At 48.4% G+C, this 22,425-nt stretch carries 20 protein-coding genes; 19 read left to right on the top strand and 1 reads right to left on the bottom strand.

Annotation, left to right across the window (positions count from 1 at the left end):
* Positions 1 to 113 precede the first annotated feature (113 nt).
* The 15 genes from AAH187_RS08385 to AAH187_RS08315 all read left to right on the top strand — a co-directional run bounded on the left by AAH187_RS08385 (position 114) and on the right by AAH187_RS08315 (position 17,423).
* On the top strand, positions 114 to 899 hold the full coding sequence (locus AAH187_RS08385) for an ATP-binding protein (RefSeq protein WP_342347998.1): 786 nt from the start codon (positions 114 to 116) through the stop codon (positions 897 to 899).
* Positions 899 to 1,462 carry a response regulator gene (locus AAH187_RS08380; RefSeq protein WP_342347997.1) on the top strand — a complete coding sequence of 188 codons (564 nt, stop codon included), beginning with the start codon at positions 899 to 901 and terminating at the stop codon, positions 1,460 to 1,462. The genes AAH187_RS08385 and AAH187_RS08380 overlap by 1 nt, the downstream gene beginning before the upstream one ends.
* A 267-nt stretch (positions 1,463 to 1,729) precedes the next feature.
* Positions 1,730 to 3,016, top strand: a complete 1,287-nt coding sequence (locus AAH187_RS08375) for a HAMP domain-containing sensor histidine kinase (RefSeq protein ID WP_342347996.1) — start codon at positions 1,730 to 1,732, stop codon at positions 3,014 to 3,016.
* A complete protein-coding gene (locus tag AAH187_RS08370; protein WP_342347995.1) occupies positions 3,013 to 4,473 on the top strand; it encodes an ATP-binding protein in 1,461 nt (486 codons plus the stop codon). The genes AAH187_RS08375 and AAH187_RS08370 overlap by 4 nt, the downstream gene beginning before the upstream one ends.
* A gap of 215 nt (positions 4,474 to 4,688) precedes the next feature.
* Positions 4,689 to 6,536 carry a PAS domain S-box protein gene (locus tag AAH187_RS08365; protein WP_342347994.1) on the top strand — a complete coding sequence of 616 codons (1,848 nt, stop codon included), beginning with the start codon at positions 4,689 to 4,691 and terminating at the stop codon, positions 6,534 to 6,536.
* A gap of 213 nt (positions 6,537 to 6,749) precedes the next feature.
* Positions 6,750 to 7,598: an HDOD domain-containing protein gene (locus AAH187_RS08360; RefSeq protein ID WP_342347993.1), complete on the top strand. Its 849-nt coding sequence runs from the start codon at positions 6,750 to 6,752 to the stop codon at positions 7,596 to 7,598.
* Between the two features lie 358 nt (positions 7,599 to 7,956).
* On the top strand, positions 7,957 to 10,209 hold the full coding sequence (locus AAH187_RS08355; RefSeq protein WP_342347992.1) for a transglycosylase SLT domain-containing protein: 2,253 nt from the start codon (positions 7,957 to 7,959) through the stop codon (positions 10,207 to 10,209).
* Positions 10,210 to 10,258: 49 nt separating this feature from the next.
* Entirely contained in the window at positions 10,259 to 10,492 is a 234-nt protein-coding gene (gene zapB / locus AAH187_RS08350; protein WP_342347991.1) for a cell division protein ZapB, read from the top strand.
* 16 nt (positions 10,493 to 10,508) lie between these two features.
* A complete protein-coding gene (locus AAH187_RS08345; RefSeq protein WP_342347990.1) occupies positions 10,509 to 10,802 on the top strand; it encodes a cell division protein ZapA in 294 nt (97 codons plus the stop codon).
* Positions 10,803 to 11,506: 704 nt separating this feature from the next.
* A complete protein-coding gene (rny, locus tag AAH187_RS08340; protein WP_342347989.1) occupies positions 11,507 to 13,069 on the top strand; it encodes a ribonuclease Y in 1,563 nt (520 codons plus the stop codon).
* Positions 13,070 to 13,089: 20 nt separating this feature from the next.
* Positions 13,090 to 13,869 (top strand): TIGR00282 family metallophosphoesterase, encoded by a 780-nt coding sequence (locus AAH187_RS08335; RefSeq protein WP_342347988.1) that lies wholly within the window; start codon positions 13,090 to 13,092, stop codon positions 13,867 to 13,869.
* A gap of 9 nt (positions 13,870 to 13,878) precedes the next feature.
* The gene (gene xseA / locus AAH187_RS08330) at positions 13,879 to 15,222 is read left to right on the top strand and encodes an exodeoxyribonuclease VII large subunit (RefSeq protein WP_342347987.1); all 1,344 of its coding nucleotides are present in this window, start codon (positions 13,879 to 13,881) and stop codon (positions 15,220 to 15,222) included.
* Positions 15,223 to 15,333: 111 nt separating this feature from the next.
* On the top strand, positions 15,334 to 15,579 hold the full coding sequence (gene xseB / locus AAH187_RS08325; protein WP_312646127.1) for an exodeoxyribonuclease VII small subunit: 246 nt from the start codon (positions 15,334 to 15,336) through the stop codon (positions 15,577 to 15,579).
* A gap of 66 nt (positions 15,580 to 15,645) precedes the next feature.
* The gene (locus tag AAH187_RS08320) at positions 15,646 to 16,422 is read left to right on the top strand and encodes a TlyA family RNA methyltransferase (protein ID WP_342347986.1); all 777 of its coding nucleotides are present in this window, start codon (positions 15,646 to 15,648) and stop codon (positions 16,420 to 16,422) included.
* Positions 16,423 to 16,493: 71 nt separating this feature from the next.
* The gene (locus AAH187_RS08315) at positions 16,494 to 17,423 is read left to right on the top strand and encodes an NAD-dependent epimerase/dehydratase family protein (protein WP_342347985.1); all 930 of its coding nucleotides are present in this window, start codon (positions 16,494 to 16,496) and stop codon (positions 17,421 to 17,423) included.
* Between the two features lie 50 nt (positions 17,424 to 17,473).
* On the opposite strand, the gene AAH187_RS08310 is transcribed toward AAH187_RS08315, so the two are convergent.
* Complete coding sequence (locus AAH187_RS08310; protein ID WP_342347984.1) at positions 17,474 to 17,794, bottom strand: rhodanese-like domain-containing protein; 321 nt, start codon at positions 17,792 to 17,794, stop codon at positions 17,474 to 17,476.
* 110 nt (positions 17,795 to 17,904) lie between these two features.
* Here AAH187_RS08310 and asnS point away from each other — a divergent pair, with 110 nt between their 5' ends.
* The 4 genes from asnS to AAH187_RS08290 all read left to right on the top strand — a co-directional run bounded on the left by asnS (position 17,905) and on the right by AAH187_RS08290 (position 22,423).
* Positions 17,905 to 19,206, top strand: a complete 1,302-nt coding sequence (gene asnS, locus AAH187_RS08305; protein WP_342347983.1) for an asparagine--tRNA ligase — start codon at positions 17,905 to 17,907, stop codon at positions 19,204 to 19,206.
* A 192-nt stretch (positions 19,207 to 19,398) separates the two neighbouring features.
* Positions 19,399 to 20,313, top strand: a complete 915-nt coding sequence (gene rsmH, locus AAH187_RS08300; RefSeq protein ID WP_342347982.1) for a 16S rRNA (cytosine(1402)-N(4))-methyltransferase RsmH — start codon at positions 19,399 to 19,401, stop codon at positions 20,311 to 20,313.
* Positions 20,310 to 20,657: a hypothetical protein gene (locus AAH187_RS08295; RefSeq protein ID WP_342347981.1), complete on the top strand. Its 348-nt coding sequence runs from the start codon at positions 20,310 to 20,312 to the stop codon at positions 20,655 to 20,657. The genes rsmH and AAH187_RS08295 overlap by 4 nt, the downstream gene beginning before the upstream one ends.
* Positions 20,654 to 22,423: a penicillin-binding protein 2 gene (locus AAH187_RS08290; protein WP_342347980.1), complete on the top strand. Its 1,770-nt coding sequence runs from the start codon at positions 20,654 to 20,656 to the stop codon at positions 22,421 to 22,423. The genes AAH187_RS08295 and AAH187_RS08290 overlap by 4 nt, the downstream gene beginning before the upstream one ends.
* Positions 22,424 to 22,425 lie beyond the last annotated feature (2 nt).

Below are 22,425 nucleotides of genomic sequence, written 5' to 3'. Positions count from 1 at the left end.
GCCACCTCGGTAGAGGGACCTCGACTGCTATTTTCGCGATGACGACTCGTACGGAGACATCAGGATTTTCGGAAGGCCAAATGGGAGCAGTGGAGGAGTCCATCTTCCATCGAATGCGAAACGTCTTGAATAGCATACATGTGTCTGCCGGACTTATTAACCATCGACTTCGGGAATCTCATGTGGCTGATGTTGGGCGGGTTGCGGATATGCTGGAGGCCCATAGCCATGAATATGGGTGGTATCTCACTCAGGATCCCAAAGGGAAAAAGATTCCCCAATTCTTGGGGCAGTTAAATGAGGAATTGTCACATAACCATCTCGATACTCTGACGGAATTGACGACGCTCAATTATCACCTGGAACAATTGGAATATTATCTGACGGTTGGGCAAACACCCCTTCGTGAGGGGGGATTTAAAGACACCATTCAGTTTGCAACGATTATGGATGAGGCTTTGGCTCCCCATCAGAGTGAATTGGATCGGATGGGGGTTCAAGTGGGTCGGGAGTATCATATGGTTGCTGACGGTATTCTGGAAGTGTCCAAGGTCCTCCGCATTTTGGTGAATTTAATCCGGAATGCGATCAATGGGATGAGGGAGATAAATAGTCGGACCCATCGCCTCACTCTTTATGTCTTTCCCTGTCCGGACCGAGAAGGGTTTGTTCGCTTGCAGGTCGCTGATACTGGAAGTGGAATTCCTTTGGGCGGTCTGACACAGGTGTTTTCTCCGAAGGCTTCAGGGGAGCAATCAGACCTGTTACCGAATCTTCATGCCAGTGCTATAGCGGCCAAAGAGCTTGCTGGGTCACTGCGGGTGTGGAGTGATGGTCCGATGCAAGGAGCAATATTTACTCTTGATTTGCCAGTTATTCACATGGAGGGAGAACGGTAATGGAGAAGGAACAAGCCAACCGGCGTATTTTGGTAATTGATGATAATGTGGCGATCCACGAAGATTTTCGAAAAATTCTTGAGCGATCATTAGACACCTCGCTGCTGCAAGAGGTTCGGGCGGAATTGTTTGATGATGTGGAAGAACAAAAAATTGTTGAAAAGTTTGAAGTTGATACTGCGGACCAAGGGCAAACGGGGCATCGGATGGTGCAAGATGCGATGAAAGCTGAACGGCCGTATGCGGTGGCCTTTGTGGATATGCGTATGCCCCCAGGTTGGGATGGAGTAGAGACGGTGGAGCATCTTTGGCAAGAAGATCCTGATTTGCAGGTCGTGATCTGTACGGCTTTTTCGGACCATGCGTGGGAAGATGTCATTCAACGATTGAATAAAAATGGCCAGCTCCTCATCTTGCGAAAGCCGTTTGATAATATTGAAGTTTGGCAGCTGGCCAATTCTCTTACCAAGCGTTGGGCGGAATCCTGTCAAGCAAAATCACAGTTAGAACTATTGGCCAAATGGGCAGAAGAACGGGCGGAAGAAACAATAAAAGCTCACTGAGGCCTGAGCATCTGGATTCGGGCGTTTGGGCCTTTCCCTTTTAAATGGGTATTTGTGGAGAAGGCGATGGACTTCCTTTACTGAGTGCGCAATATGTCGTCAGGCCAGGAAATCCTCAATCCCCGCGATTCTGTGAATGAGAAACCAATGATGTTCAAGAGAAAACCTCATTCATCCACCGTGGGATGCTGTTTTCCCATTCCATGAGTTGTTTATCGTTCAAAATTGCTTTTCTCTCCTTATTCTCTTCATGTAATGGTTTATGTCATGTGGGAATCTAATGGACAGGTGATTTCGGAATTTCCGCTGTTCCGTGTGGGGATGGTGGGAATTCAGGAAAGTGACCTTGCCCCATCCTTTCATAGTGTGTTGGCTTCTCAGGGTCCCATGCTTCAAGTCACCTGGCTTGATTATGCCTCAATGCATCCTTCCTGTTTTGATTCCGACAACCCATTTGATCTCATTCTAGTTGACTGTCGAGTGAACCGGAGGGGGAAGGATATTGCTTGCGATATCAAAAAGGTCTGTGGCAATGCGTTTATTTTGGGATTGATTGATGAAGAGAATTCCGTTGTCGAAGTGGAAGACGACTCGGCTATCGATTGGCTGGTTAATGAACATATGGGTGGTACCGCGATGCCCTGGGCCATTCGAGAGGGGTTGGTTCGACGTCAGGGCTCGATCGAACGTGAGCAATTGCGCAGGCAGGTGGAAGATGCCTCTTATAACAATGAAAAGGCGGATGTTGCCTCAACCGTATTGCACAATGTGGGCAATGTGCTCAATAGCGTCAATGTGGCCGTGCATGTAGTACATGAGTTGATTAATCAGTCTTCGGTGATTTTGGTTCATCGAATTGCGGAACTGTTAAAGAATCATGAGGAGAATTGGGAAATTTTCCTGACTCAGGATCCAAAAGGGAAACGAATTCCTCCGGCGATTATGAAGCTGGGGAGCCACCTTATAGCAGAGCAACAGACCGTGCAAAAAGAATTGGAAGGCCTGGTTCGCAATATTGAACATGTAAAACAAATAATCATTTCACATCAGACGATGGCGAAGCCTCGGGGTATCAGTGAGGCTCTCTCAGTTGTGGAGCTTCTGGACCAAGCGGTGGACTTAAGCTTGCAACCTGAAGATGCGAAATGGATCAGTCTCAAACGAGACTATCAGTCTGTGCCGCCTGTCGTGACTGATCGGCATCAGTTGCTTCAAATTCTCGTGAATCTGCTCCGAAATGCTAAACAGGCGATGCAATTACAGGCCGGAGTTGATCATCTCCTCACCATACGGGTGGAAGGTCGTACAGATGATGGGTTGTCGGTTGTCATCACCATTCAAGATACGGGAATTGGAATTGCTTCGGAACATTTAGCCAGGATGTTTTCTCGAGGTTTTACGACCAAGCAAGATGGCAATGGGATTGGTCTGCATAGTTCGATGGTCACGATTCAGCGTATGGGTGGATGGTTGCAGGCCCATAGTGAAGGAATTGGCGCCGGCGCTACTTTGACACTGATCCTTCCGGTAGAGGTAGGGGCAGAACAGACATGAATCCTGTCTGCACTCTAAATCGACGGATCTTAGTGATCGATGATAGCCCGAATATTTTGCAGGATTTTCGGAAAATTTTGTGTCCCGGAATTAGCGTCATTTCCAATGCGTGGCTTGAGAGCAGTCACGATCTTTGTGAGGGGTCCTTTCTGCATCATGGCAAAGAACCCTTCGATCTGGATTGTGTGGAAAATGGAGAGTCAGGGCGTGATCTGGTCACGCAGGCTAAGGCACAGGGTTCGCCTTTTGCGGTGGTGTTCTTGGATGTGCAATTGCCCAATGGTTGGGACGGGATTGAAACGGTTGAGCGAATTTGGGATGAGGATTTAGACATACAGGTCGTATTGTGTACGGCCTATCCCGATTTTGGTTGGTCAGAGGTATTGCCTCGATTAGGACACCGGGACCAGTTATTAATTCTACGAAAGCCCTTTGATCCGATTGAGGTATGGCAATTGTCCACGGCCTTGACCATGAAGTGGCATTGGGCCCACCAGGCCCGGTTGCGGGTTGAGGAACTTGAACAGACCGTCATGACTCGCACGGGCCTTCTTGAAGAAACCAACCGTCGTTTGGAGCAGGATTTGCTCAGGCGACAAGCGGTTGAGGTGCAGTTGGCTCAAGTAGTCCGTGATGTCGAAGAAAGAAATCTCGAACTTTCTGCTGTGCGGGACCATGCGTTGAATGAAATCCATGAACGGGAACGGAACGAAATAATTTTACGTCACCAAACCGAAGAATTGGCCAGGTCGAATCGAGACTTGGAACAATTTGCCTCCGTTGCCGCCCATGATTTGCAGGAGCCGCTGCATTCCATCCAGGTATTTCTTGATCTCTTACGGGTGAAATATGGATCAGCTCTTAACGATCAAGGTCTGGGATATGTTGATCGAGTCAAAAAAGCAGCGGGTCGCATGCAACAGCTGATTCAGAGCCTGTTAGTGTATTCCAGGATCGATTTACCGCACACCTTAGTGGAGCCGCTTGTCTTGCGCGAAATGGTCGACGAAATCCTGTCGGATCTCGGTGCGCGGATCGAGGAATTGCAGGCGGTCGTGCAGCTTGGGGAATTACCCACCATCTATGGAAATGCGTCTCAAATCCGGCAATTGTTACAAAACCTGCTGGGCAATGCCTTGAAATTTCATCAGCCTGGGGTTCCACCGGTCATTCGTATCACCGGAACGATTATTCAGGATCGACGTTACACCGGTTCAGGCCAACCTGGGTGGCTTTGCCAAATCGAAATTCAGGATCAGGGAATAGGTATTCCATCAGAACAGTTCGGAAAAATTTTTGGGATGTTCAAAAAGCTGCATCGGAAAGAGGAATTCGAAGGGACAGGGATTGGGTTGGCAGTATGTCAACGTATAGTCGGGAAGTGCGGTGGTGCCATTTCCGTTCGTTCCAAGTTAGGAGAAGGCTCCACGTTTATAGTCACGCTGCCCATTCAGTAATGGGGAGAGCTGACGGCCGGTTCAAAAGATGACTCTCAGGACTTTACCGATTGTGCGAAGCATGGATTGCCGGCATGTGGTTAGTGTTTGTGGAGGGAGAAAATTTTGTGCCCTCATTCTATCCTCCGGCTGAATGCCATGTCTAAAAGCATTCGATTTTGGTGCATAGGGAATACGTCCTCTCCAAATCTATAATTAGATTATCTCGATATTTTATGGCCCAGATTCCTGCGCATCGCCGTGTATTACTGGTCGGGACTCACTTCGAAACCCAAAGCATGTTGCGCGATGCGTTGTCCGCGCCCGCTGTGGATGCTTTGCCTGTAGAGAGCTCCTTAAGTGGCAAAAGTTTCGCGAGCTCCGTTGTTCAGACATCTTTACCACAGTTCGCTCTTGTCAGCGTGGAAATGGGGCTCCATGTCTTGTCGAAAATCGCAGAGGCTCAAGTAACTGGCAATCCTTTTGTTCTTGTAGTTATTGATGGGCGTTCAGGGAATTGGGACGTCGTTCGAGACCTGGTGGAGAAGCTTTGGGAAAGTGATCAGACCCTACGGTGCATCTTCTGTCTTCCCCCTGATCGTGCATCCTGGCCCCATCGCCTGGTTGTGAGCCGGCCCGAGCAATGGGCGGTACTTCAAATCCCATTTCTTGGAGAAGAGGTTTTTCAACTAGCCTGTTGTTTGAGCCTTCCGTTCCCGAAACCCGTTGATGCTGTGTTCAATGGGGCAACCTACACTGATGAAAACGGTTGTCTCTCCAACTTCGACCCGATTACCAAAGCCAATACTGGGGAAGAGGCGACGGGAGCATTGGAATCCGCTCGCGGTGAATTAGCGGCATCCAGATATTATGTTGATAATATTCTCCGCTCGATGGCGGATTCTCTGTTGGTCATTAACGCAGATATGACTATTGGTGCGGTGAATCCTTCCTTGCTAAAGCTTTTAGGCTATCAGGAGGGGGAGCTCATTGGGGAGTCGCCCGGCTTGATTTTTGGTGAAGAATTTTCCCAAGGTGCCATTATCGAAAATCTTTTACTTCAAGGATCGGTAAGTGGCGTGGAATCCAGTTTCCTGACTCATGAAGGTCAGAAAATCACCATTTCAGTCTCCGGTTCGATGATGCAGGACCTGCAGGGGCAATTTCAGGGGTTGGTGTGTGTTGCCCAGGATATTACCGAACGAAAACGAATGGAAGAAGAGAAGCTGCAGTTGAATGAGCAGTTAATGGAAACGTCAAGGCAATTGGGAATGGCCGAAGTGGCGACAGGTGTGCTGCATAACGTGGGTAATGTGTTAAATAGCATTAATGTGTCTATCGGAGTGATTACGGATCTTTTGAGAAATTCGATGGTGGAGGATGTGGGTCGAATTTCACAGTTATTGGACAAGCATCGTGAAGATCTTGGAACGTACTTATCGCAGAATGCCAAGGGGAAACAAGTCCCCGGTTATTTGGGGAACTTATCGGGGCAATTAAAGGAGGAGAAGCGAGTGGCACTGTTGGAATTAGATCGATTGCGGGAGTATGCCGGGCATGCTCAGCAATGTGTTGCGGCCCAGCAGGATCTGGCCAAGCCCAGCGGGATGACGGAACCGGTCTGTGTGGCTGAGGTGGTAGCCGAGGCCCTGGCAGTTAATCGAGAGATGGTGGAGGAAACCAAAATTACGGTAATTCAGGAGTTTGAGGAGGTGCCACAGCTCATCGTGGATAAGCATCAACTCCTTCAAATTCTGGTGGATGTCATTCGCAATGCCTGTCAGGCAATGGAGTCGGTTGCCTTGAGGCAATTAGTTGTTCGTGTCAAGCTCATCATAGGACCTCCGGATTCTCTTTGCCTGGAAGTTCAGGATACCGGCAGCGGGATTCCTCTCGACGACCTTACGAAAATTTTTGGGCAAGGATATAGCACCAAATATGGAGGACGAGGTTTGAGTCTGCATCACGGTGCGTTGATGGCAAAAAATATGTGTGGGGCACTTCGCGCTCACAGTGAGGGCATGGGACAAGGCGCTACGTTTTTTCTAGACCTGCCAGGCAACTTTCATTTTTCCGGTTTGTAATTTCTTCATCCAGTGAGTTCAATGGGTTTTTCTGAGCGGCTCTTCATGAGTGTTGCGTTGTACTGTTGTTTCTTTCTATTAATTAGCATTTTTCATGTCCTGTCTTACGGGTTTGCACCTTAAGAGTCAGTTTGGGGAAGCCGAGGAAAATGGAGGAGTAAGAGGATACTTTCCGGCTTCTGTAATCCTTCTGTGTTTCTTGGAGTATCTCACGTGATTGAATATTGGCGTCGAACAGATGATGACTCTTGGGATGGCGAGGGAGAAAGGACCTATGAGAACTGGATGGCTTTGTCTCCTGCGGGGGAGACCCTGGTACCCTGGGCAGGATTTTTTTCACCCCGATCGTTGATAAGAGGTCAAACAAGTTTTGATGAGTTTCAATCCCAAAAGTTATCCCAACTTGACCGTGAGGTGACAGTGCATGTGCAGGCAGTTGCGGGTGATGCAGGAATGATCCCAGTTGATCTTGAGCGTGCCTTAGGATTTGGCGTCGAAGTGTTTCTCCTATCCGAAGGATGCGAAGGAGAGTCTTCGCGTATTGTAAGTCTGTGGAGGCATAGCCTCAGAACGGGTTACCTTGCTGCGTTAATTGCTTTGCATCAGGGGTCGAATCAACGCATGGTGTGGCAATCATTTGTGGGAGGGGTGCTTCATGATATTGGGATGCTCGTATTTTTGACTCAGCAGCCTGAGGTTTTCACGACGGTTGTGGAGATAGCCCAATCCCGAGGGGGGAGCTTGGCTGTGTTGGAAAGACAGGTTTTAGGGTACACACACGGCGAAAGTGGAGCCACTTTTCTGGCGCGATGGGGTATAGAGGATATGTTACTTGCGATTGTGGCGTTCCATGATGATCCATCGAAGGTTCCCCATACGACCTTTGGTCCTTTGACAGCTGTGTATGCCGCAAATTTTGTTGAGGGGGGAGGGATCGCTCAGGATGGGGATGGAGTCATTGGGAAAGAAGGAGAAGAGTATTTAACCCGTTTAGGTTTGTGGGATGATCTACCGATTTGGCAAAGCTGGATGCCAAGTATTCAGCGGATGGCGATTCATTAAATACTCGTGTCGCTCAATTCCTTATTCAACGGTCTGCATGGCCTCTAGTGCGCCCCCCCCCTTGTTTTTACCCAGATGCTTCTCCTTACTTTCCTTAGCATTTGCCAAGACATCTTTCCTTATTTGTGTCTCTTGTCTGGGCTGAAATTCCTGATTTATTTGGGTTCCCATTATCAGGAAGAGGGTGTAGGATTTGCCTGAAGGGTGCGTCCCCGAGTTATAGAAATGAGGGGGATGAAGGGCAGGTCTCCGGTCGACTCGTCTTGCTATGCTTTTGATTGGAATTTTCTGGCACTCTGGTGATTGTATGCATGACGAATACTGGGTAAGCTGGTAGATATTGATATTGAGGAGAGTCATGAGAATTCTGTCTAGACACTTGATTGGCGGAGTGATGGTGGGGGCATGCATTCTTTTTTTTCCCCAGACCGTCGTCTCCTTGGATCCTCCCTCGGCTCCCTGCCAAAACTCTGAAGGATGTACTGCGCAATTTCTTGAACAATTAGAATCATCTGAAGCTGATTCTGAAGCCAGATGGGATCATGCCAAGTCTTTCAATCAGATCGTCACATCCTATGGTAATTCCGCTTTGGTCAAACGTGCCCGGTTCCGTTATGGATATTGGCTCAAGGAAACCTTCCCTCTTGAAGCAATACCCCTGTTGCAATCGGCTCTTCAGGATTTTCCTGTTCTGGGAGATTATCTCACCTTTTGGATGGGGCAGGCATATGCCCATGCTGGTTTAGGGAAGGAAGCAGCAGAGGCGTTCAAAAAGTTTAATGAGCACTATGCTGACTCTTTGCTTCGGGTTGAAGCACTCTATGCGGGGGGCGATGTTTTGGCAAAATTGGGTGATTGCGGCGCAGCCTTCTCGATGTGGTCCCAGGCTCTCAGTATAAAATCTGACCATCCCAAATCATCAGAAGCTTTCTTCCAAATGGGTCTTTGTTCTGCTCAAATGGAACAACGGGAAAAGGCTATTGAAATTTTCCGGGAATTATGGTGGAAATTCCCCTTAGCCCCAGAGCGAGTGCAGGCTGAGGCGTGGCTACGCCGGGAATTGGGTTCTTTATTTTTACCCTCACTGGAAGAGCGATACAAGCGTAGCATGGCATTGTATGCGGGGGGGGCTTTGGAGGAAGCCGTTCAGGAATTTCAACACATTACGACTCTGTCCTCCCCCACTCCTCAGTTTTTTCAGGTCCAATACTCGTTGGCCATGGCTTTGGTTCGTTTGAAACGGTATGACCAGGCAGAAGCGATACTGATCTCTCTATCGCATTCCTCCTCCTCCAGAACAGATGACGCATGGGTATGGTTGGGGAGAGTGTATTTGCGTCAGGGGAAAGGGCCGGAATTGGAGGCTCTTGTCGGAGCCCCCTCAATTGATAGGGTCACCGGTGATCAGAAATCACTGCTCTTCACCTTTTATGGGATTTGGTTGGAAGATCACGCGCGCTGGCTAGAGGCTGGAAAGGCCTATAGGCGGGCAGGCGCTGTGGCTCACACGTTGACGCAGCGGTTGGATGCGCTTTGGCGAGTGGGGTGGATTCACTACCAACAGAAACAATTCATTGAAGCCAATGAGATGTTTCAGGAGATAATCCAGGCAGCCGGAACTCCTCAAACCGATTCTTCTCTCCATGCCGCCTCACAGGCTTCATATTGGTTGGCCCGTGCCCAGGAACATCTTGGGCATATGGACTCCGCGCGGAAACGTCTGAAAAAAATAAGTCAGGACTACCCCTTTACCTACTACGGGCAGTTGGCAGATATTCGACTTAGTCCCACGGAATTCTCGACGAAACCATGGGCTGTGTTGGCATCCGCTGACGTGATGAACGTGGATACTCCAGCTCAGCTTCAGCAGGATATCCACTATCAAAAAATTCAAGAATTACGAACTCTTCGCCTGCATAAGGAGGCAGTTCAAGAGCTTGAGGTTGTTTTTGCCAGATTCGGAGCGGACTCCAAAGCTTTCCCTCAATTGGTCTCATTAGCAAGTGAAGTTGGAGCCTACGATGTCGGGATTCGATTATCTATTCGTCATTTTGGGGCGACGTTGAGGAAAGGACAGCTTCATTCCTCTTCTGCTGCCTGGTTGGGCGCTTTTCCCATGGGCTACCAAAGGGTTATTCAATCGGTTGCCCCAAAGCAGGTGGATCCATTTTTAGTCGCGGGGCTAATTCGTGAAGAAAGCCTATATAGTGCTCGCGTCGTTTCCCCGGTTGGTGCGATTGGCCTGATGCAACTCATGCCAGAGACAGCCAAAAGAGTTGGTCGTCAATTGGGGTTACCGGATTCCGATTCTGACCGGAAGGGCCTGGATGAACCAAATCGCAATATTCAATTGGGGACGTATTACTTGGGTCAATTGCTGAATGAATTTCAAGGCAATATTATTTATGCAGTGGCCGCCTATAATGCTGGACCCCAGGCGGTCAAACGATGGATTGGGCAAAATGGTCATCGAGATCCGGATGAATTTATCGAGCTGATTGGATATCGAGAAACCCGTGGATACGTGAAACGCGTACTCGGAAGCTATCGAATTTATCGGACTCTATTTGGGGATGTCTGCCGAGGTGTTTCTCTTGACAGGTTTTGTTGAACGAATTATAGTCCGCCTCGTTTGCCCTAGCTAATAAGGAGGCGTGCACGTGAGCGTAGATAAATTAGAAACGTTGGAGGTTCGGGTTAAGAAGTTACTTGATCTGGTTATTGAGCTACGGCAGGATAAATCCCACCTTGAACAGGAGTTGGAATCCACTCGAGAGCGACTGGCCAAACACGAAGAAATGTCTGAAGGATGGGAAGAGGAGCGGACCACGATCCGGTCTAGAATTGAAAAAGTACTTGGTGAGCTTGAATTTTTGGACCGTTCGAACGATTAACCTATGGGGATAGGGAATGACGAGGACCATTGAAGTCGAAATCTTTGGTCATCGAATCTCTCTTCAAGGAGAGGGAGATGAGGCGTATTTTCATGAGTTGGCCGGGTATGTGGATGCGCAAATGCGAAACCTTGCCCAAAAAACCAGAACAAGCACTCCCACTAAGCTGGCTATTCTGGCCGCAATTAACATTACAGATCAGCTCTTTCGACAAGAGAGGCACCGGCAGTTTGGAGAAGCTGAAATTGAGCGACGGACTCAAGTTTTATTAGAAACGATAGAAAAGCACCTCGAGACCAACCCGAATTAACCATTCTCGCCTTCGTATCCTCCCTTCCTTCCGTAGTTAGGTATTACCTTTGAAATCAATCGGTTGAAGTGCTTCATTCCGTTCGTTGCCGAATGCTTGTCGGTCTATTCCCATCATTCAACTGCCTTATTATTGAAATACCTCATCGTCTTCTGATATTTTACTCTTCATAAGTTATTGAATTGCAAAGAAAGAAAGGAATATCCCTCTTGTAGGGGGAATTGAACTGGAGGCCCACTATGACAAGGATTTTCATAGTCATTGTGGGTTTTTTGTATGATGGGATCGTACGAGGTAGGAATCTTTTATTTGAGGGCAGGTTGAAATCTTGGAAATCGTTTTTGAAGAGGCAAATTGTTCATTTCTATTCGAATGGCTCGCCTTTTGATCTGAAAATTTTAAATTTTTGGCCTGCGTTTTATCCATGTCCTTCCAATTCATGCAGTAGCTGTGAAGGCTGGATTCACTGGGTGAGTCCTTTGCGTGGTGCTATGGGCTTTTTTGCCTTAGAGCGTTGCCCTATCTCTCCTCCTCCTCGTTCCCTACATATCCGGGCCTTCTGTCCAATCAGATAGGCTTTTCTCCAGTTTTCGGTTTCCTTCCTTTTCTGGTTTTCCCTTGTGGTTTGGTGGGTTTATTTCAGACTGACTGAGGGAGAATAAATCTTTTCTGATTGGTATGAAGAAACGAATAGGAGCTAACCTATGGACACGGTAATTCCCATACTTGCACTGGTGATCGGGATTTTTGTTGGATTTGTGTTATCGAAAGTGTATCAGCAGCAGAGGGACTTGAAGCGTCGGTCAGCCGCTGAAGAGCAAGCTCAACAGCTCACCCAAAACGCTCAACGAGAGGCTGAAAATCTGGTTAAGGAAGCAAAACTCGAAGCAAAAGATCTACTGTTTCAAGCCAAGTCTGAACTCGAAGCAAAAGAAAAGGAAAAGAGGAATGAGATTCAGGCCGCCGATCGAAAAATCATCCAGCGGGAAGAGGCCCTTGAGCGTAAGATCAGCCAATTTGAAAAACGTGATGAGGAGATGCGACGAAAAGAGCGTTCTCTTAAGGAAAAGGAAGAAGTTCTGGACAATAAAGCCGTTGCGTGCGACCAAGCCATTAAAGAGCACCGGCTTGCCCTAGAACAGGTGGCAGGAATTACGGCCGAAGAAGCCAAACGTCATTTATTGGGTGAAATTGAAAGTGAAGCACGTATGGATTCGGCGTTGTTAACAAAAAGAATTTTGGATGAGGCCAAAGAAACCGCTGAACGAGAAGCTAGAGAAATTGTGACCCGGTCGATACAGCGAATCACGAGAGATTACGTCAACGAGGCCACGATTTCAGTGGTTCCCCTCGCGAATGACAGCATGAAGGGAAGGATTATTGGTCGGGAGGGAAGAAATATTCGGGCTTTGGAGGCGGCCACTGGCGTTGATCTGATTATTGACGAAACGCCGGAAGCGGTGATCGTGTCCGGATTCGATCCCCTTCGGAGGGAAGTAGCGAAAATTGCACTGGAACGCCTCATGCAAGATGGGCGTATTCACCCGACTCGGATTGAGGAAGTCGTAGAAAAAGTCAAAGGTGACTTAGACAAATTGATGAGAGATGATGCTGAAAAAGTCATCTTTGAGGTCGGTCTTTCAGATTTCCACCCAGAAATTGTCAAATTATTAGGTCGTCTGAAATATCGAACCAGTTATGGTCAAAATAATTTATATCATGCCAGGGAAGCCTCATATATCTGTGGGATTATGGCTGCAGAGCTGGGGTTAGATGTGAAATTAGCTAAGCGTGGAGCGCTATTGCATGATATTGGAAAAGTAGTTAGCCATGAAGAGGAAGGTACGCACGCGATGCTCGGGGCGGAATTGGCGAAGAAGTATGGAGAGTCGGAGCTCATTGTGAATGCCATTGCTGCCCATCATGAACAAGTTGAGCCACTCTGCCCCGAATCGGTATTGGTAGCTGCTGCGGAAGCCCTCTCGGCCGCCCGTCCTGGTGCCAGACGCGAAACTCTCGAGGCCTATGTCAAGCGATTGGAAAAGCTGGAGTCCTTAGCCACCGGGTTTACAGGAGTTGATAAGGCCTATGCGATTCAGGCTGGGCGTGAAATTCGGGTAATTATCCGTCAGGGGGAATTAAATGACAGTGAAAGCTTTGCCTTATCTCGAGATTTGGCCAAAAAGATTGAACAAGAACTGACGTATCCTGGACAGATCAAGGTGACGGTTATTCGAGAAAATCGCTTTATTGAATTTGCCAAATAGCTCTGTGAGTAAAGGAGATCATGAACATACTGTTTATTGGAGATATAATGGGAGAGCCTGGCCGTCGGGTGATCTTAAAGCATCTATCAAGGGTTATTCAGGAGCATCAAATTGATCTGGTGATTGGGAATGGGGAGAATGCGGCAGGTGGATTTGGCATCACACAGGAGGTTGCCGAAGATCTGTTTGATTTAGGTCTCTCAGTCATTACATTAGGCAATCATGCCTGGGATAAACGTGAAGCCTTAGAGTATCTGCAAAAAGAGCAGCGGGTGATCCGTCCCGCAAATTATCCCGATGGAGTTCCAGGAAAAGGCACCTGTGTTGTGGAAACCGTTCATGGGGAGCGCTTAGGGATTTTACAACTCATGGGACGAGTGTTTATGCCCATGGTGGACTGCCCTTTTCGGGTTGCGGAACGTGAACTGGCTCAATTAACGACACAGACTCACTGTATTCTTGTGGATATGCATGCCGAAACCACATCAGAAAAAATGGCGATGGGGTATTTTTTAGATGGCAAGGTGTCTGCGGTCCTTGGAACGCATACACATGTTCAAACTGCGGATGAACAAATCTTACCTCAGGGAACAGGGTATCTAACCGATGTCGGGATGACCGGCCCTGTTCAATCCGTCATTGGGATGAAACCAAACCTGGTCATTCAGAAATTTCTGACTCAACTTCCGAGACGATTCGAAGTGGCGACAGGGCCTTCTGTTTTGAGTGCCGCAGTGTTAAGTCTTAATTACTCAACCGGGAAAACCACTCACATCACGCGTCTTCGTGTGTTTGAGTAACGTATCTCCGTGTCAGGGCTTGTCCCTTCAGTACTGACCGTTTCGACTCTCACCCGACAGATTCGTTCAACGTTCGAGAAAAATTTCCCCCCACTCTGGGTGGAAGGGGAAATTTCTAATCTTCGATGCCCCTCTTCGGGACACCGGTATTTTACCCTGAAGGACCAATCGAGTCAGATCAGAGCTGTGCTCTTTCGCAGTCAAGTCGAACGCCTGAAATTTGCGCTTCAGGATGGTTTGGAGGTCTTTGTGTTTGGTCGCCTTTCGGTGTATGAACCGCGAGGAGACTATCAATTACTCTTGGAAGCGATTGAGCCCAAGGGCATTGGTGCGCTGCAACTAGCTTTTGTTCAACTGAAAGCAAAGTTGGAAGCCGAAGGATTTTTTGAGCCTTCAGGAAAAAAGGTCCTTCCTCTTTATCCGCAACGGATTGGTCTGGTGACGTCACCTTCCGGTGCGGCAATCCATGATTTGCTGACCATCATTCATCGACGTTGGCCTCTGGCACAGATTCTGATTGCTCCTGTTTCTGTGCAAGGGGATGAAGCTGCCGGACAAATCGCTAAGGCTATTGGAACGCTCAACCAAATTGGCGAATCGGATGTGTTAATTGTCGGGCGTGGTGGAGGATCGTTAGAGGACCTCTGGGCTTTTAACGAAGAAATTGTGGTGAGAGCGATCGCCTCTTCCAGGATTCCGGTGGTGTCCGCTGTTGGTCATGAATCCGATGTGACGCTTGCGGATTTAGCCGCTGATTATCGGGCTCCCACTCCTTCTGCCGCGGCAGAATTGGTGGTTCCGGATTGTTCAACGGTTAGGCATCATTTGGGGCATCAACAAATAGGGCTGGAACGGTCTTTGAGGAGTTTGTGTGTGGCGTGGAGAGGGCAAGTTCAGGAATTGACCGGACGATTGCCTGAGCCTAGACTCGTGCTTGGACAATTCGTGCAACGGGTGGATGAATTAGAACGGCAACTTTATGTAAAAATGGAGTACTGGTGCCGGAATCTTCAGGTGCGGTTGCTGAGGCATCAGTCCACGATTTGGGAGAGAAATCCCCTGATTGACATTCGTCGACAGCAACTGGCGTTAATTGACCGTGGCATTCGCCTTGTTCGAGGAATGTCGGGGTGCATTCTTCATAAACGCCATCAATCAGAATTGTGGATGTCTCAGCTGAATCAATTAAGTCCCCTTGCGGTCTTAGGGCGGGGATATAGCATTGTTCATAATCAGCAAAGTGGAAAAGTCGTGAAGAAATCGACTGAAGTCTCTGTGGGAGAGTCAGTGCGCACTAGACTTCATGAGGGTGAATTGATTTGTCTGGTACAGCGTACCCATCATTCAACCTAAGGAATTCCCTTTTGCTTCAGGTTCCGGCATGGCTATAATACATGCCAGATTAATAGATCTTGGTCCATCATACTATAGAATCGAATCACTGATCCTCTTCGGACAACATTCATGGCTGTACTAAAATTTGAAAAAGCCTTGTCCCGCTTGGAAACGATTGTGGCCGAGTTGGAGCGAGGGGAGCTTTCCTTGGATGAGTCCTTGAGGATTTTTGAGGAAGGAGTCAAGCTCTCAAAAACCTGCCTAAAAATGCTGGATGATGCAGAACGCAAAGTGGAGATTCTTGTACAGGACAAGGACGGAAGAAAGCGTATACAGGCTTTTTCCATTGAGGATTCTAATTTGCCAGAATCCTAGATTTCCTTCACTATTATCTCTTTCAATCGGTAATCTTCACATTGTCTGCTTCGTGGACATGAACTTATGAAGGCTGTTCAGCCATCAGCCCATTCCCGGAAATCCTCAAAAGAACGACTGGACTCCCTTGTCCTGAATCATGAGTTGGTCTCAAGCAGGGAGCAGGCCTGTCGCCTTATCCTTGCGGGTCGAGTGAAAGTCGATGGAGTACTTATTGATAAGCCAGGAAAACAGGTTGCGACAACTGTTTCGCTGGAAGTGACGAAGCCGGAATATGCCTATGCCAGCCGAGCAGGTGAAAAGCTGGCACCAGCCTTAGACGCGTTTTTAATTTCCTGTTCAGGATTTGTGGTTATGGATGTTGGTGCCTCCACTGGTGGGTTTACCGATTGTGTGCTGCAACGTGGCGCCAATCGAGTCTACGCCATTGACGTGGGGTATGGACAATTGGATTGGAGGCTGAGAACGGATCCTCGTGTCGTGGTCATGGACCGTTGTAATATCCGTCATCTCTGTCCCCAAGATATTCCTGAGCCGGTTGATTTGGCGGTAATCGATGTTTCGTTTATTTCCCTTCGCTTGGTATTGCCAGTGATTTTGCCTGTCCTGCGTGACCAGGCGTATCTTGTTGCATTGGTCAAGCCGCAGTTTGAAGTTGGGAAAGGACAAGTCGGAAAAGGAGGCATTGTCCGTGATGAACGATTGCGTGAGCAGGTGAGGGATGGTTTTGTAGATTATGCCCGTAGCCTTTGTCTTGATGTCATTGGTGTCATGGATTCGACGCTGTTGGGGAAAAAAGGAAACAAAGAAATGCTGGTGGGAATGAAAAAAACGGGAAGTTGAGTACTAAAGGAAGCAAGCCAATTGCTCGCAGTAGCCCCCTAACCTAATCATGTAAAAGGAGAAAGCCGGGCATGTCTACAAAAATTCTGGTGACCGGTGGAGCTGGATTCATTGGATCACATCTAGTTGACCGGTTGATTCAGGAAGGCAATGAGGTCATTGTTGTTGATAACCTCTCCACAGGGAAAAGAAAAAATGTCAATAAAAAAGCCCAATTTTACAAAATGGATATCCAGAGTAAACGGATTGAGCGGGTATTTCGAAATGAGCGTCCCCTTATTGTGGTCCATCTGGCCGCGCAAATGAGTGTTCGCCATTCCACGGAGGATCCGGGGTTTGATGCGCAAGTTAATATTTTAGGGACCATCAATGTTTTAGAGCATGCCGTGAAGCAGGGTGTGCGAAAGGTGACATTTGCGTCGTCGGGTGGCGTGGTCTATGGAGAACAGGAAGTATTCCCGGCCGCAGAGTCACACAGAATGGAACCTCTTTCTCCTTATGGAATTAGTAAGCTCGCTGGGGAAAAGTATCTAGCCTATTACACCAATGCTACCGGACTTCGGTATGTGGCGCTTCGTTTTGCGAATGTCTATGGACCCAGGCAGGACTCTGAGGGGGAGGCAGGAGTTGTGGCTATTTTCTCAAAGCAGATGCTGGATGGTGGTCAACCGATTGTCAATGGCACTGGGAAGCAGACAAGAGATTTTGTCTATGTGGATGATGTGGTGGAAGCGATCTTGGTGACCTTGGGAGAAGATGTTCAGGGAGTATTTAATGTGGGAACTGGGCAGGAGACGACTATTAACGACTGCTATGGAATTATTAAAAATTTAACGAAGTGTCAATGCAAAGACCTATATGGAGCGGCAAAGAAAGGTGAGCAATTCCGAAGTGTGTTGGATGTGACAAAACTCCGAGAGGTATTTGGCTGGGATCCTCAGGTGACATTGCAGGAAGGGCTTACCCGGACAGTCGATTATTTCCGAGGAACAGAAAAGTAATTTCTTAGGTGCGCGTAGTTGGAGGATGATTATTCCTGTTCAATCATCGGCTAATACCTGGGAACGGATTGATCGATCTCAATGGACCAGGCTTCAATTCCTCCAATCAGGTTTTTGACATTCGAAAATCCCTGTTGCAAAAGAAATCCTACGGCATCGGCACTCCGCATTCCTTTATGGCAGTACGCGACAATTTCAGCACTCGGGTCCAATTGTTTCAGGGAATGAGGAACCTGGCCCAAGGGAATCAGAACGGACCCTTCTATTTTCGCCATGGAGTATTCATGGGGTTCCCGAACATCCAATAAAAATATCTGATCGCCTTTATCCATACGCGCTTTTAAGTCGCGGACGGTGATGGTGTAACTCATATTGAAAGCCTCCTTACGTTTCTTAAGTAACTCCTTGTAGTCGAATTATCATAGCGGCTGAATTTTCGGGGTGTCAATTCCTTCTTCCAGCGAGTGAGAGGAGCAGAATAATGTCAGAACTGCCGGTCGTGTCGGTTGAACACATTGCAAGGTTTGAAGGGCAGGATATTACCATCAAGGGATGGATCCGCAACCGCCGTTCAAGCGGAAAATTAAGCTTTTTGATGCTGCGGGATGGCACGGGAGATCTTCAGGCCATCCTAAGCAAGGCAGAAGTAGGGGAAGATCAATTCGCCTTGAGCGGACAATTAACCCAGGAATCTTCGGTCGTACTTACCGGAAAGCCACGGAAGGATGTCCGTGCGCCTGGTGGATTCGAGCTGGATGTGTCGAAAATTCAGGTTATTCAAATTGCCGAACCCTTTCCTATCCAACCCAAGGAACATGGCACCGGATTTCTGATGGAGTACCGGCATTTGTGGCTGCGTTCACGACGTCAACATGCCATTTTACGAGTTCGACATGAAATCATTCGGACCTGTCGAAATTTTTTTGATGATCGAGGTTTTACCTTGATTGATACGCCGATTTTTACCCCCAACGCCTGTGAGGGCACCACAACCTTATTCCAAACTCAATATTTTGACCAGGTAGCCTATTTGGCGCAAAGCGGACAATTATATGGGGAAGCGGCGGCGGCGGCATTTGGAAAAATATACTGCTTTGGCCCAACCTTTCGAGCTGAAAAATCAAAAACCCGACGACACCTGATGGAGTTTTGGATGGTTGAACCGGAAATGGCGTATGCCGACCTGCCGGACGTCATGCAACTGGCGGAGGAATTGGTCTCCACGGTTATTCAGCGGGTCGTAGATACTCGTCGACCTGAATTGGAAATCTTAGAACGGGATATTCCAAAATTAGAAGCCATGGCCAGGCCCTTTCCGCGAATAACCTACGAAGATGCCCTGATGCGTCTTCAGCAAAAGGGAATCGCCATTCAATTTGGTGACGATTTCGGAGCGGATGACGAAACATCTTTGGCTCAAGAATTTGATCGTCCGGTGATCGTTCATCGGTATCCGGCTGCGGCTAAAGCATTTTATATGGCTAAAGATCCAGAGAGGCCAGATTTGGCGTTATGTATGGATATGCTCGCGCCTGAGGGATATGGAGAAATTATTGGAGGGGGGCAAAGAATTCATGATTTAGATGAATTGCTGAAGCAAATTCAAGCCCACGACCTTCCTGAAGAGGCCTTTAAGTGGTATGTAGATCTGCGACGATATGGGACGGTTCCTCATGCTGGTTTTGGAATGGGAATTGAGCGGGTCGTCGCCTGGATTTGTGGGTTAGACCATGTTCGAGAAACGATTCCCTTCCCCAGGATGCTCTATACGTTGTATCCTTAAAATATCCATTGGGGATTATCTTAAGGTTCCCAAATATTTCGGGCGCGGCTCCTGATTTTCTTATTCCCTAGCTCCTGCCTTTTCACAACATTTTTTGAGTGCTTGACATCATTGGCAAGGGTTGTATACTTCCAGGTGTGGGAGAAAGTGGGATGATTTCCACATGTATTGTAAAAATGAAACAATTTGTGAATGAATGATGTTCATGTACCGGTACTCGTCGAGGAAATTAGTTTTTGGCTTAATCCGCTTCCTGGTGGGGTCTATGTAGATTGTACTGTGGGATTGGGTGGAACGTCTCTGAAATTGCTGGAAAAAACGGGTAAAAATGCTCATATTATTGGTTTGGATCGTGATTATCAAGCCGTTGCTCTTGCGAAAAAGACATTAAGTGAATTTGAATCGTCTGTAAATATACTACATGGGAATTTCTCCCACATTAAAGATTTTGTTCAGAATTCTGGCTATGAGAAAGTTGACGGGGTTGTGTTTGATTTAGGGGTGTCCTCTATGCAGTTGGACCAATCAGAGAGGGGATTTAGTTTTTCCCTTGGGGGGCCATTGGATATGCGAATGGATCAAACGCAGGAAGTAACCGCAGCTGATTTGGTGAATTACCTCCCGGAAAAAGAGTTAGCGGATGTCATCTTTGCGTATGGGGAAGAACGGTATTCCCGTCGAATTGCCCGTGCAATTGTGCAGGCCAGAAACGCCGGTCTTATTCAAACCACCCAAGCCTTGGTGTCTGTCCTCGAAGGGGCGCTGCCCTATGCTTACAAAAAGGGGCGTTTGCATTTTGCCACCAGAACCTTTCAGGCGCTGCGGATACGCGTGAATCGTGAATTGGATTTGCTTGAACCGGCCCTACGAGATGCTGTCGACCTGTTGAAGGAAGGCGGAAGGGTGTGCGTCGTGGCGTTTCACTCGTTAGAAGATCGTATTGTGAAGCAGACGTTTCGTTCTATGGCGAAGAGAGAACATCCAAGAGTTGCATTGCTGGTCAAGAAGCCTGTGACTCCAAGTGTGTTGGAAATTCAACAAAATCCTCGTGCCAGAAGCGCTAAGTTACGTGTGGCCGAGCGCCTTCTCGAAGGAGTAACCCTATGAGGAAAACCGTGTTCCTGGGCGTCATGATTCTTTTGGGGGTGTGGTGTCTACTCTATGTTGGGGTCAAGATAGACATGTGGCGCCTGGGGTATGCCATTGAAGAGCTGGAATCTCAGCGAGCGGAATTCAAAAAACAACAGGAAGGCTTGCAGGTTCGGCTGTCACAGTTAACGGATCCGCAACGAGTTGCTCAACGGGCGCAAAGTCAATTGGGACTCACCGTCGCTCACGAGGGGCAGATCGTGATGGTCTCTCTGGATACGTTACCCCAGTCTGAATCTGGTGAAAATTTTCCTGTTCGTTTAGTACGTGAATTTTCCGATACCATCGTGAGCCTTCCGTGAAAACTCCATCACTGGACATTCATCCCGTCTGTCGAATCCGAAGTGGCATTGTTTGTTTGGGGCTCCTTTGCGGGTTTGCGCTTATTGGTTGTCGACTGTTTTACCTCCAGGTACTTCAAGCGGACGTGGGGGCTCATCAGGCACAGCAGCAGCACGAAAAGACCGTGGTGGTTCAGCCAGATCGAGGGGTGATTGTTGACCGCCAAGGTCATCCACTGGCTCTCAATGTGGAAGTGGCCTCATTGTATGTGAGGCCACCGTCCTTGAATGATCCACAACGAGTTGCCCGGTCATTAGCGCCAATCTTGCAGATGCCGGTCAAGGAATTGGGCGATCTGTTCACACGAAATCAGCCTTACGTTTGGGTGAAACGCAATATTCCAGAACCGGTCGTCAAGGAATTGGAGGGCTTGAATATATCCGGATTGGGATTGACCAAAGAACCCCACCGTTTTTATCCCAAGGGAGAATTGGTCTCTCATCTCGTGGGGTTTGCCGGAATTGATAGCCAGGGATTAGAAGGGGTGGAACTTCAATATGAGTCCTATCTACGGGGTGAAAAAAACCTGGTGAAATACCAACGGGACGCGTTGGGCAGAAAGCTTGCTTCACCCCCTAGTCATGATTCCCTACCCTTGTCGACTGGGTACCATCTCACTTTGACCATTGATGAGGTTGTCCAATTTATTGCGGAGGCGGAGTTGGCGCAAGCCTTAAAGCAAAGCGGCGCGAAGTCTGGAAGCATTGTGATCATGGATCCCTTAACCGGAGCGATTTTGGCGTGGGCACTTCATCCGACCTTTGACCCCAATCACTTAGGGCAGTTTTCCACTCAGGATTGGCGAAATCGAGTGGTGACGGATGCCTATGAACCGGGCTCAACGTTGAAAATTGTGGTGGCAGCGGCGGCGCTTGAAGAGCGGGTGATGTCTCCAGACACGTTAATTTATGGTGGTGACGGAAAGATGTCGGTCGCGGGGACTATTGTTCATGATCCCGCAAAAACCAGTTGGATGACGTTTTCCGAAGCGCTGGCGCAATCGAGTAATGTGGGTGCGATCAAAGTGGCAATGGAATTAGGGCAAGACCGGGTATTTCAGTATTTGAAAGCGTTTGGATTTGGAGAAAAAACCGAAATTGATCTTCCGGGAGAATCATCGGGGATTCTCCGAGAGCCCAACAAATGGAGTGGTCGAAGCCTCTCTTCAATAGCCATGGGTCAGGAAATCGCCGTCACACCGATTCAAATGGTCACGGCCATGTCAGTGGTGGCCAATGGTGGTTGGTTGATGACGCCGTACGTTGTCTCTTCGATTCTGGACTCCCACGGGCAGGCCGTCCTGACCAAGGATCCGCAACCCAAACGGCGACCCGTCTCCCTTGAAACAACCGGTACGTTAACCCGGATTCTCGAAACGGCCGTAGAGGTCGGAACAGGCAAGCGTGCCAGGCTTGCCGGATATCGAGCTGCGGGAAAAACGGGGACCGCTCAAAAAATTGACCCGAAAACTGGGTCGTACTCTTCTTCACAAGTGATTGCCTCGTTTGTCGGATTTGCACCAGTCGAGCGCCCACGTCTTGCCATGTTAGTCGTCATTGATGAGCCGACGATTGGGAACTGGGGGGGAGAAATTGCAGCTCCGGTCTTTCGAAAGGTCGCAGAGCGAGTCCTGCCCCATTTAGGAGTGTTGCCCGGTGGATCCGCAGTTATTCGAACTGCTGCGGCAAATTCGCCCATTTCTTCACCACAGCCTATTGTGCAGTAACC

The organism is uncultured Nitrospira sp. (assembly GCA_902500695.1).
In the GTDB taxonomy this organism is placed as follows: domain Bacteria; phylum Nitrospirota; class Nitrospiria; order Nitrospirales; family UBA8639; genus Nitrospira_E.
Note: the sequence above shows the minus strand (reverse complement) of the source record. Positions and strands in the feature narration are given on the sequence as shown.

Bases quoted from the DNA above. Each gene is read 5' to 3' on its own strand.
- rsmH (WP_342347982.1), top strand. From the start codon at position 19,399: ATGAATGATGTTCATGTACCGGTACTCGTCGAGGAAATTAGTTTTTGG.
- rny (WP_342347989.1), top strand. From the start codon at position 11,507: ATGGACACGGTAATTCCCATACTTGCACTGGTGATCGGGATTTTTGTT.
- AAH187_RS08320 (WP_342347986.1), top strand. From the start codon at position 15,646: ATGAAGGCTGTTCAGCCATCAGCCCATTCCCGGAAATCCTCAAAAGAA.
- xseB (WP_312646127.1), top strand. From the start codon at position 15,334: ATGGCTGTACTAAAATTTGAAAAAGCCTTGTCCCGCTTGGAAACGATT.
- AAH187_RS08370 (WP_342347995.1), top strand. From the start codon at position 3,013: ATGAATCCTGTCTGCACTCTAAATCGACGGATCTTAGTGATCGATGAT.
- AAH187_RS08295 (WP_342347981.1), top strand. From the start codon at position 20,310: ATGAGGAAAACCGTGTTCCTGGGCGTCATGATTCTTTTGGGGGTGTGG.
- AAH187_RS08310 (WP_342347984.1), bottom strand. From the start codon at position 17,794: ATGAGTTACACCATCACCGTCCGCGACTTAAAAGCGCGTATGGATAAA.
- AAH187_RS08345 (WP_342347990.1), top strand. From the start codon at position 10,509: ATGACGAGGACCATTGAAGTCGAAATCTTTGGTCATCGAATCTCTCTT.
- AAH187_RS08315 (WP_342347985.1), top strand. From the start codon at position 16,494: ATGTCTACAAAAATTCTGGTGACCGGTGGAGCTGGATTCATTGGATCA.
- AAH187_RS08385 (WP_342347998.1), top strand. From the start codon at position 114: ATGCGAAACGTCTTGAATAGCATACATGTGTCTGCCGGACTTATTAAC.
- AAH187_RS08355 (WP_342347992.1), top strand. From the start codon at position 7,957: ATGAGAATTCTGTCTAGACACTTGATTGGCGGAGTGATGGTGGGGGCA.
- AAH187_RS08375 (WP_342347996.1), top strand. From the start codon at position 1,730: ATGTGGGAATCTAATGGACAGGTGATTTCGGAATTTCCGCTGTTCCGT.
- AAH187_RS08335 (WP_342347988.1), top strand. From the start codon at position 13,090: ATGAACATACTGTTTATTGGAGATATAATGGGAGAGCCTGGCCGTCGG.
- asnS (WP_342347983.1), top strand. From the start codon at position 17,905: ATGTCAGAACTGCCGGTCGTGTCGGTTGAACACATTGCAAGGTTTGAA.
- AAH187_RS08365 (WP_342347994.1), top strand. From the start codon at position 4,689: ATGGCCCAGATTCCTGCGCATCGCCGTGTATTACTGGTCGGGACTCAC.
- AAH187_RS08380 (WP_342347997.1), top strand. From the start codon at position 899: ATGGAGAAGGAACAAGCCAACCGGCGTATTTTGGTAATTGATGATAAT.